13 protein-coding genes are annotated in these 8,251 nt (G+C 41.9%); 5 read left to right on the top strand and 8 right to left on the bottom strand.

Annotation, left to right across the window (positions count from 1 at the left end):
* Positions 1–75: 75 nt before the first annotated feature.
* From IM509_RS11245 to remA, 4 genes are all read right to left on the bottom strand, one after another.
* On the bottom strand, positions 76–366 hold the full coding sequence (locus tag IM509_RS11245; protein WP_185236861.1) for a hypothetical protein: 291 nt from the start codon (positions 364–366) through the stop codon (positions 76–78).
* Between the two features lie 18 nt (positions 367–384).
* Positions 385–534 (bottom strand): hypothetical protein, encoded by a 150-nt coding sequence (locus IM509_RS11240; protein WP_287716942.1) that lies wholly within the window; start codon positions 532–534, stop codon positions 385–387.
* A 348-nt stretch (positions 535–882) separates the two neighbouring features.
* A complete protein-coding gene (gene gmk / locus IM509_RS11235; protein WP_185237762.1) occupies positions 883–1,437 on the bottom strand; it encodes a guanylate kinase in 555 nt (184 codons plus the stop codon).
* A gap of 12 nt (positions 1,438–1,449) precedes the next feature.
* On the bottom strand, positions 1,450–1,719 hold the full coding sequence (gene remA / locus IM509_RS11230; protein WP_002737924.1) for an extracellular matrix/biofilm regulator RemA: 270 nt from the start codon (positions 1,717–1,719) through the stop codon (positions 1,450–1,452).
* A 465-nt stretch (positions 1,720–2,184) separates the two neighbouring features.
* On the opposite strand from remA, the gene IM509_RS11225 reads away from it, so the two are divergent.
* Entirely contained in the window at positions 2,185–2,391 is a 207-nt protein-coding gene (locus tag IM509_RS11225) for a hypothetical protein (RefSeq protein ID WP_002735525.1), read from the top strand.
* Between the two features lie 128 nt (positions 2,392–2,519).
* Complete coding sequence (gene psbV / locus IM509_RS11220; protein ID WP_002785283.1) at positions 2,520–3,005, top strand: photosystem II cytochrome c-550; 486 nt, start codon at positions 2,520–2,522, stop codon at positions 3,003–3,005.
* Between the two features lie 52 nt (positions 3,006–3,057).
* On the opposite strand, the gene IM509_RS11215 is transcribed toward psbV, so the two are convergent.
* Together IM509_RS11215 and IM509_RS11210 are read right to left on the bottom strand one after the other, a co-directional pair.
* A complete protein-coding gene (locus IM509_RS11215; protein WP_069473964.1) occupies positions 3,058–3,762 on the bottom strand; it encodes a DUF3226 domain-containing protein in 705 nt (234 codons plus the stop codon).
* Positions 3,740–4,834, bottom strand: a complete 1,095-nt coding sequence (locus tag IM509_RS11210) for an AAA family ATPase (protein ID WP_185237763.1) — start codon at positions 4,832–4,834, stop codon at positions 3,740–3,742. The genes IM509_RS11215 and IM509_RS11210 overlap by 23 nt, the downstream gene beginning before the upstream one ends.
* A gap of 180 nt (positions 4,835–5,014) precedes the next feature.
* Here IM509_RS11210 and IM509_RS11205 point away from each other — a divergent pair, with 180 nt between their 5' ends.
* Complete coding sequence (locus IM509_RS11205; protein ID WP_185237764.1) at positions 5,015–6,520, top strand: UbiD family decarboxylase; 1,506 nt, start codon at positions 5,015–5,017, stop codon at positions 6,518–6,520.
* A 367-nt stretch (positions 6,521–6,887) separates the two neighbouring features.
* Here IM509_RS11205 and IM509_RS11200 read toward each other — a convergent pair whose 3' ends face one another.
* Positions 6,888–7,031, bottom strand: coding sequence for a hypothetical protein (locus IM509_RS11200; protein ID WP_185237765.1), 144 nt, complete (start codon positions 7,029–7,031; stop codon positions 6,888–6,890).
* Positions 7,032–7,317: 286 nt separating this feature from the next.
* Here IM509_RS11200 and IM509_RS11195 point away from each other — a divergent pair, with 286 nt between their 5' ends.
* Together IM509_RS11195 and IM509_RS11190 are read left to right on the top strand one after the other, a co-directional pair.
* Positions 7,318–7,623, top strand: a complete 306-nt coding sequence (locus IM509_RS11195) for a CU044_2847 family protein (protein WP_002746217.1) — start codon at positions 7,318–7,320, stop codon at positions 7,621–7,623.
* A gap of 9 nt (positions 7,624–7,632) precedes the next feature.
* A complete protein-coding gene (locus tag IM509_RS11190; protein ID WP_260441338.1) occupies positions 7,633–8,076 on the top strand; it encodes a S1 family peptidase in 444 nt (147 codons plus the stop codon).
* Here IM509_RS11190 and IM509_RS11185 read toward each other — a convergent pair.
* The coding region (locus IM509_RS11185; RefSeq protein WP_272079485.1) for a transposase at positions 8,053–8,251 on the bottom strand (199 nt) is incomplete at its 5' end. The genes IM509_RS11190 and IM509_RS11185 overlap by 24 nt on opposite strands.

Raw genomic sequence — 8,251 nt, 5'->3', positions numbered from 1 at the left:
TACAATGATTGATTTTTCTCAAGGTGAAGAATTGTAATTTTTTTTCTCAGAAAAAATCAATTATTGAAAATGTTCTCAATAGTAGTTTCTACAATGAAGGTTTTTCGTCAAAACATCTTGGGGAATGTAAAAATATGTAAAAGTATATGAAGATGTGCGGAATGTCGGTTCTAACCAATCGGCTAACAATAACAAATCGGGAGTGGTACAACCAAAACTCCTGATATTCTCCTGGGACAATTCTTGGGGGACGCAGACCCAATGTTCTCTGGCTCCCAGGTCAATTCCCGCCGCCTTGGCATTGATGATGTTTAACTTCTGGTCACTACTTTGGGTTTTTGAAGACTTGTTTCGGGATTTGGTCATGGCTTTCTTGGCTCCGAGTTATGATCGGGGAAGTACCCTGGTTCTAGGAAGGGTTTTTTGGCTCTTCGTTACTTGGTATGGTTCGATAGGGGGGCATAAATCGACTAAATCGTTATCTGGCAAGAGACTTAATTGATTAGTTCGCTCTAGAGCAAAAACAATTAACAAAAATCGCTAAATGCCTTTCTATATAAGGGTTCCATCCCTTATAACCCCCGTCCATTGCATAACACAAACCGAAGAGCCGGTTTTTTACTTGATTCTCGACCACGGGTTCACGAGTTAATCCTCGTCTCGCCAATTCTTTTTTCCTCTTTCCTAGGGACCTTTGCTGATAATCGGGTCTCATGACACCATTGTTACTCCGGTTTGAGTTCAGGATACTTCCAGATTTAGAAGATCAGGGCTTGCCCATAGTTTCTCTTTTTCTTTTTAGGGCGCTTTGCGTCCTTCAGGAGCTGATAACTGATTCAAGGCTGCCTCCTGCCTCCTGCCTCCTGCCCCTTGATGGGATGGCTAACGGCTAAAAATAATCTTCTCGATGGTATCTAGGGCGGTTTCTAGGTCATCGTTGACGATTTGATAGGGGAATTCCTCGCTGGCGGCCAATTCTTCTCGGGCGCGCTCTAGACGACGGGCGATCGCTGTTTCGGCATCTTTGCCCCGGTCGCGCAAACGACGTTCTAATTCCTCGAAAGTGGGGGGTAGGATAAAGATTCTCCGCGCTTCGGGGAAGCTTTTACACACCTGTCTGGCTCCCTCTAATTCGATTTCTAGAATTACGGTCTGGCCTGTTGCTAATTGATCAGCGATCGCTGATTGGGGTGTTCCATAGTAGTTGCCCGCATATTCGGCCGATTCGAGAAATTCTCCGGCTGCCATTTTCTCCTCGAAACTGGGACGGTCGAGAAAGTAGTAATCTTCCCCCTCAATTTCACCCGGTCGAGGTGGGCGCGTAGTAGCGGATACGGACAGGTAGAGGTTAGGGAAACGAGTTAGTAAATGCCGTACTAGCGTACCCTTGCCCACACCGCTAGGGCCAGTAATGACGATTAATTGACCGGGTTGCATGGGGTTAATAACTTAGTTGCTACTATTAACAGGGGCTTCCTTGTTGACCACGAAACGGTGAGCCACGGTTTCCGGTTGAATGGCCGACAGCACTACATGACTAGAATCGGTGATGATCACCGCACGAGTCCGTCTTCCGTAGGTAGCATCGATTAAACAGCCTTTATCCCGAGCATCACTGATGATGCGTTTGATAGGAGCCGATTCAGGGCTAACGATGGCGATAACCCGATTAGCGGAAACAATATTACCGAAGCCGATGTTGATCAGTTGTATATCCATAAGTTAACAAAGGTGCAGCCCTTTGTACAAAAGAGTGTGGAGGTATGATTACAATGTTATCGGGAAAGATTTAGCCTTACAACGCTAAAAATAACATTCTTAATCACATTTTAGTATTTTTTCAGGTTTTTTGCGATTTTAATTAAATTTGTTTACACGAGTCTCTATCTTAGGGAGTAAATAGTCCAAAAGTCGGGAAAATTAGGGAATTTTGGGGAGTGGGGAGCAGGGTGTGGGGTGTAGGGTGTGGGGTGTGGGGTGTAGGGTGATGGGGTGATGGGGGAGTGGGGTGATGGGGTGATGGGGTGATGGGGTGATGGGAGAACAAATAAAAATAATCTCCTGACTCCTGACGACCGGCTACTGACTCCTGATCACTGATCACTGTTAAGAATGTCCCCGGCAATGGCATGATAATTATGGTGACTAATAAGTATTCTCTATCCTTGGTGGGTGTGTTAGACTATGGGTTTTGCTGATCTATCGATCGCTGATATTGCGGCAGAGTACGATCTGGCCGATGAATCTGTGTTGTCACTTTGCGACCAATTAGGCATCTCCTATAAAGATCGGCAGACTAATCTCGCCCTAGAAGATGCTAAAGCAATTATCTCACTGATTTTATCCCAACGCTCAGGAGTAACCGCCTCGAAAACGGAAACGTCCCCTTGACTTTATTCCCCACTGCGATCTTCTCGGTGTCCGTGATCACTTAGAATCGATCGACACCCTCCCAGAGGAGAAAATTTTTTAGTCACCTTAAAATCCCCTTTCTTGGAACAATTGCGAGTAGGAGAACAATGATCAAACGTTTGATTGTGGCAGCGATCGCTGTAGTCTTTTTTGTATTACAATTCAATCTTAACGGCGCTAGTGCCTTAGAACTCAATGAAAAAACCCTCACCATCACCCTCAATGACGCAGGGGAATCGGTGACTTTGACTTCTGAACAAGCGACGGAAGGACAGAAACTTTTTGTCGCCAATTGTACTAAGTGTCACCTGCAAGGTAAAACCAAAACTAATAATAACGTCAGTTTGGGTCTGGGTGATCTGGCAAAAGCGGAACCTCCCAGAGATAATCTGTTAGCATTGATTGATTATCTAGAACATCCCACCAGTTACGATGGTGAAGATGATCTAAGCGAATTTCATCCCAATGTTAGCCGTCCGGATATCTTCCCAGAATTACGCAATCTGACCGAAGATGATGTGTATAACGTCGCCGCTTATATGTTGGTTGCTCCCCGTCTAGACGAGCGTTGGGGTGGTACAATTTACTTCTAAATTGCCCTCCATATATCCCTCGATCCCTCTAGATTTCTAGGGGGATTTTTGATTAGACAGCAAATAGTTGTAAAAATTCTTTGAGTTCATTTAATACTTCATGCTCAAAGTTCCAAATGTCTTTTTTGGTTAAAGCATGGGATAAATTACAATATTTCTTAGCCTCTCTTTTTTCATTCTGTGATGGTGTATCTTCCCTGATATAGTTTTGAATCCACAATTTATCAATTTTTTTACGATTTATATCAATATTTTTTTGTGCAAGACAGGATCGCCAAGCTTCTACACAATCAGCATGGGGAGAATCTTGGGTTTTAATTTCTCTCAACACTGTCTCTAGTTCTCCCTGTTCATTAACATGAAGAAAATGACAACCTATTTGAGTATTCGTAGAAGCATTTAATTGAAATAGCTTTTGGGTATCATCTATCCTGGCTGCTTCTCTAAAAACTCTTTGAATACATTGACTAACCAGAGCAAGTCTTTCTTCTCTGGTTTGTTCATCTAAATCTAAAACAATACCTATCTTTTGAATATCATCTTTGAGCAGGGTGTTATTAAGTCGTTTCAGTCGTTGTTCAAGGCTACGATAATTTTCTCGTTCTATTCCGTCTAGAATATAAAATTCAACAATAGTTATCCTTAAATGATTCGATTCATTAATATGCTCAATAATAGCTCGTAAAAAAGCCGCATCATCTTGACTTTCAACAATTATTACATTAGCCACGATTCTACTCACCTCTGATTCGATCATTATGCTTGAGAGCATAATCTAAGATATCTAATTCACTTTTAATACCGATAATTTTATCAGTTCTGGGACTCCTTGCTAGTTCAAAATAAGCCCCCTGTTCTGGATAATATTCTAACCCCACATCGGCAAAAGCTTGGATCATCTCTAAACTGTGGGTTGTGGCAAAAATTTGGCTATCTAGTTCGATAGCTAATCGGAATAAAGTTTTCCAAATATCTGGGTAAGAAGTATAGTGAAGACCATTTTCTATTTCATCGATAAAAATAATTTTTTTAGGATTGATGAGTAGAGCAAAAATCATCTCTATCAGACGATTAATAGCTTCACCAAACAGAGATATGGGTAGGCGTTTTCTCTCTTTTCTTTTCAGATATAAATTTGGTTCACCCAGAAAAAAACTTTCTATTTTTTCAATGGACGGATCGAGAATTTGTAGAGCTTTTAGCACTTCTTCTTCCTGTTCATTAAAAACTATTTTAGTATAGGCCTCGCTCAATTCTTGCAAAGATTTATTGACAGATGCGGCAATGATTACTGGTTCCTCATCACCCCCATTAGGTAAAGCTAGTATCTCCTTAGAACTGGCAATTAAAAAATAGTTCATTTGCTCATCATTTGAGTCATGATCATGGTCAAAACTTGTGTGAATATTTAAGATAGAAATAACTGATTTATCTTTAGCGATAAAATCGTATAATTTTTGCCAGTCTTCAGAGATGCCTAGAACACTATCTTTAAGAGAACCAGAAATCGATATTTTTACCAATTTGTCTCCTTGGTTAGATTGGGAGCCTTTTAACTCAATAATATTTTTTCTATCAAGATTGAATAATAAATCATCCCAAGCATTTTTGGGAACAGCCCGAACAACTGCTAAAGATTGCCTACGAATGATTCCTCTGATGTAGGGATGAATAGTATTTGGATAGGGATAACTATACAAAAATATTGCCTCTAATAGGGCAGTTTTCCCTGAATTGTTTTTACCACCAATTAAATTAACTCGCTCAAAACCTTCAATTTTGGTATGCTCAAAACATCTAAAATTACTAATTTCAATATCCTTAATCATGTTGACCTCTGGGCTGAATAAGCATAAACTTAGGGGTAGGAATGACCCTGGCAAGATGGGGATTTTTTTACTTAATTCTAGACGAGAATCGCCTCCAACTCTCAAAAAGGTGACTATCCCCCACCGAAACTGCCGCCCTAAGAGATAATAAAGACAGGGATTTATTTACATTTCTTCATCATGGCTAGAGACTTACGAGGATTTATTAAGCTTTTAGAAGAGCGTGGGCAATTACGCCGCATTAGTGCATCGGTCTCTGCCGATTTAGAAATTGCCGAGATCGCTAATCGGATGCTACAGGTGGGGGGACCGGCCCTACTGTTTGAAAACGTGCAAGGGGCCGAGTTTCCCGTCGCTATTAACCTGATGGGAACGGTAGAACGTATCTGTTGGGCGATGAACCTGAATAAACCCGAAGAATTGGAAGATTTAGGCAAAAAACTCGCCCTCTTGCAACAACCGAAACCGCCGAAAAAACTCTCCCAAGCGATCGATTTTGGTAAAGTTTTATTTGATGTCCTGAAAGCCAAACCCAACCGTAACTTTTTCCCTGCCTGTCAACAGGTGATTTTAGAGGGGGATGAGGTAGATTTAAAGAAAATTCCGATGATTCGCCCCTATTCTGGCGATGCAGGCCAGATTATCACCTTAGGGCTAGTAATTACTAAAGATTGCGAAACGGGAACCCCTAACGTCGGTGTCTATCGCTTACAGCTACAGTCTCACAATACCATGACCGTCCACTGGTTATCCGTGCGCGGTGGGGCGCGTCACCTGCGAAAAGCGGCACAGATGGGCAAAAAATTAGAAATAGCCATCGCTTTAGGGGTTGATCCTCTGATTATCATGGCCGCTGCCACTCCTATCCCCGTAGATCTCTCAGAATGGCTGTTTGCGGGATTGTACGGCGGTTCTGGGGTACAGTTAGCCAAGTGTAAAACCCTCGATTTGGAAGTGCCGGCCGACTCAGAAATCGTCCTCGAAGGAACAATTACCCCCGGAGAGGTATTGCCAGATGGACCCTTTGGTGATCACATGGGTTACTATGGCGGTGTGGAAGATTCACCCCTGATTCATTTCCACTGCATGACCCATCGTCGCGACCCCATTTATTTAACCACTTTTAGCGGTCGTCCTCCCAAGGAAGAAGCGATGATGGCCATCGCGCTTAATCGTATTTATACGCCGATTTTACGGCAACAAGTGTCAGAAATTAGGGATTTTTTCCTACCGATGGAAGCTTTAAGCTATAAAGCGGCGATTATCTCCATTGATAAGTCCTATCCAGGACAAGCGCGGCGAGCGGCCTTAGCTTTTTGGAGTGCCTTACCCCAGTTCACCTATACTAAATTTGTCATCGTCGTCGATAAGGAGATTAATATTCGCGACCCCCGGCAAGTGGTTTGGGCAATTAGTTCTAAAGTGGATCCAGTTCGCGATGTGTTTATTCTCCCGGAAACCCCCTTTGATAGCCTCGATTTTGCCAGCGAAAAGGTCGGTTTGGGGGGAAGAATGGGAATTGATGCCACCACTAAAATGTATCCCGAAACGGACCACCAGTGGGGGGAACCTTTGGAGTCGGATCCGGCCATGGCGGTCAAGGTTTCCCAACGCTGGTCAGAATACGGTTTAATCGATATCAATTTACAAGAAGTAGATGCCAATAAATTTGGCTACGAAATGTAGATTTAACCGACTAAATAGGGTTTGCGGCAAAAAGTTTGTTGGTGGGGGTAGGGTGTGGGGTGTGGGGTCTAGGGTTTTACCCATTTTCAGGCGGTCAATTACCTAATTTTCAGGGAAAAAGTCCCGGAATTTTCCCCCCAATCACTCCAATCGCTGCTACTTTTTGATGGGTACATCTCACATTTGCAGAAATACCGACAATCAGCAATTATCAGTGACTCTTAAATTGGTACAAAAATATGAACAATCGCGTATAAGCATCCCACCGAAAAGCTAATGCGCTCCTAGGGCTGTTTCATTCTCCCATCAGAATATCAAAAGTAAAAGCGATCACAGTCAGGTAAAATGAGGAGTGACCGCCAAACTTTCAAATATATGTTGAGCTTAATAGAAAAACTGAAAGGCTCTTCGTTACTTGGTATGGTTCGATATGGGGGCATAAATTGACTAAATCCTTATCTGGCAAGAGACTTAATTTATTAGTTCGTTCTAGAGCGAAAACAATTGACAAAAATCGCAGCCATGTCTGTCTCTACAGGGGTTTTATTCCTTATAACCCCCTCCCTTGCATAACAAAAACCGAAGAACCTAATTTTTTTCAGGACAATGACCGGTAAGCAACCCGAAAATTCTATAGATTAATGGCAAAAAAGACTTGACAAAATCCCTCGATTTGACTTATACTTTTTATCATAATGGGAATCCGTGCCGAAATATATATAAGCCTTTTTACTTCCGCTATAAGTTTGTCCGAGAACCAATCGAGAAAACCATAAACGGGTCATTCGAGGAGCCTTATGCCAGAATCTAGATCTGAGATTATTTCAGTTAAAGTTAAAGAAAATGTCACCATGTTAGTGGAAGCGAGAAGTTTCGGTGGTGAACGGGAAGTATCCGATCAAATATTTGACTTCCAAAGTGTGGCTGATACAATTGAGGCAGTTACTGAATCGATCGCTGCTACGATCAATAAAGTGAAACCCAAAAAGGCGACCGTAGAATTTGGGGTAGAAGTCAGGGTAAAATCTGGTAAACTAACCGCTTTAATTGTGGAAGGTGAAGGAAAGGGAAATTTAAAAATTACCCTAGAATGGGGAGGATAAATTGATTAAATGCTTACCCCGGAATCTCTACCCTCGTACACTGTTAGGTTAAAGTTAATCTATGGGTCAGGAACAGGCTTTTTTGTGGGACAAGGGTTAATTTTGACCTGTCTTCATGTGGTAGAAGATGCGCGGGATAATCGCGAGACTATCGAGATAATTTGGCAAGGTAAAATGTCTAGGGCTAAAATTATCAACTTACCGAATCTAGACGGGCTCGATTTGGCTCTTTTACAATTAAACTCGCCTTTAGATCACAACTATGTCGATTTTGATCAAGATTTACAATTAACAGATAAATTATACACTTTTGGCTATACCAACGATTATCCGAACGGTGATCCTAGTGACTTTGAGTATATAGGTTTAACGGGGGATGAAAACCCCCTAATCAAGTTTAAATGGCTCTTCGTTACTCTTTATGCTAAATCAACAGACAAGATGCCAAGATAACATACTTCTAACCCAAAAATTACGAAAGTTTCTAAAGCCATAGGCTCTCCGTTTTATTAGTTTCAGTTTATTGTTGATTCCCTCGACCACCCCATTCGTTGTCCTTCGCTCGAAATAACTAATGATTTCTCCAAACCAGTTTCGGATTGTTTGACAACTCTTGGTAAAAACACTG

The sequence above is a fragment of the Microcystis sp. M31BS1 genome, from assembly GCF_020245285.1.
Classification (GTDB): domain Bacteria; phylum Cyanobacteriota; class Cyanobacteriia; order Cyanobacteriales; family Microcystaceae; genus Microcystis; species Microcystis panniformis.
The sequence above is the reverse complement of the archived record's forward strand: the minus strand, read 5'-3'. Positions and strand labels throughout refer to the sequence as shown.

Excerpts from the sequence above, each read along its gene's own strand:
- IM509_RS11245 (WP_185236861.1), bottom strand. The coding sequence starts at position 366 with ATGACCAAATCCCGAAACAAGTCTTCAAAAACCCAAAGTAGTGACCAG.
- gmk (WP_185237762.1), bottom strand. The coding sequence starts at position 1,437 with ATGCAACCCGGTCAATTAATCGTCATTACTGGCCCTAGCGGTGTGGGC.
- remA (WP_002737924.1), bottom strand. The coding sequence starts at position 1,719 with ATGGATATACAACTGATCAACATCGGCTTCGGTAATATTGTTTCCGCT.
- IM509_RS11225 (WP_002735525.1), top strand. The coding sequence starts at position 2,185 with ATGGGTTTTGCTGATCTATCGATCGCTGATATTGCGGCAGAGTACGAT.
- psbV (WP_002785283.1), top strand. The coding sequence starts at position 2,520 with ATGATCAAACGTTTGATTGTGGCAGCGATCGCTGTAGTCTTTTTTGTA.
- IM509_RS11215 (WP_069473964.1), bottom strand. The coding sequence starts at position 3,762 with ATGATCGAATCAGAGGTGAGTAGAATCGTGGCTAATGTAATAATTGTT.
- IM509_RS11210 (WP_185237763.1), bottom strand. The coding sequence starts at position 4,834 with ATGATTAAGGATATTGAAATTAGTAATTTTAGATGTTTTGAGCATACC.
- IM509_RS11205 (WP_185237764.1), top strand. The coding sequence starts at position 5,015 with ATGGCTAGAGACTTACGAGGATTTATTAAGCTTTTAGAAGAGCGTGGG.
- IM509_RS11195 (WP_002746217.1), top strand. The coding sequence starts at position 7,318 with ATGCCAGAATCTAGATCTGAGATTATTTCAGTTAAAGTTAAAGAAAAT.
- IM509_RS11190 (WP_260441338.1), top strand. The coding sequence starts at position 7,633 with ATGCTTACCCCGGAATCTCTACCCTCGTACACTGTTAGGTTAAAGTTA.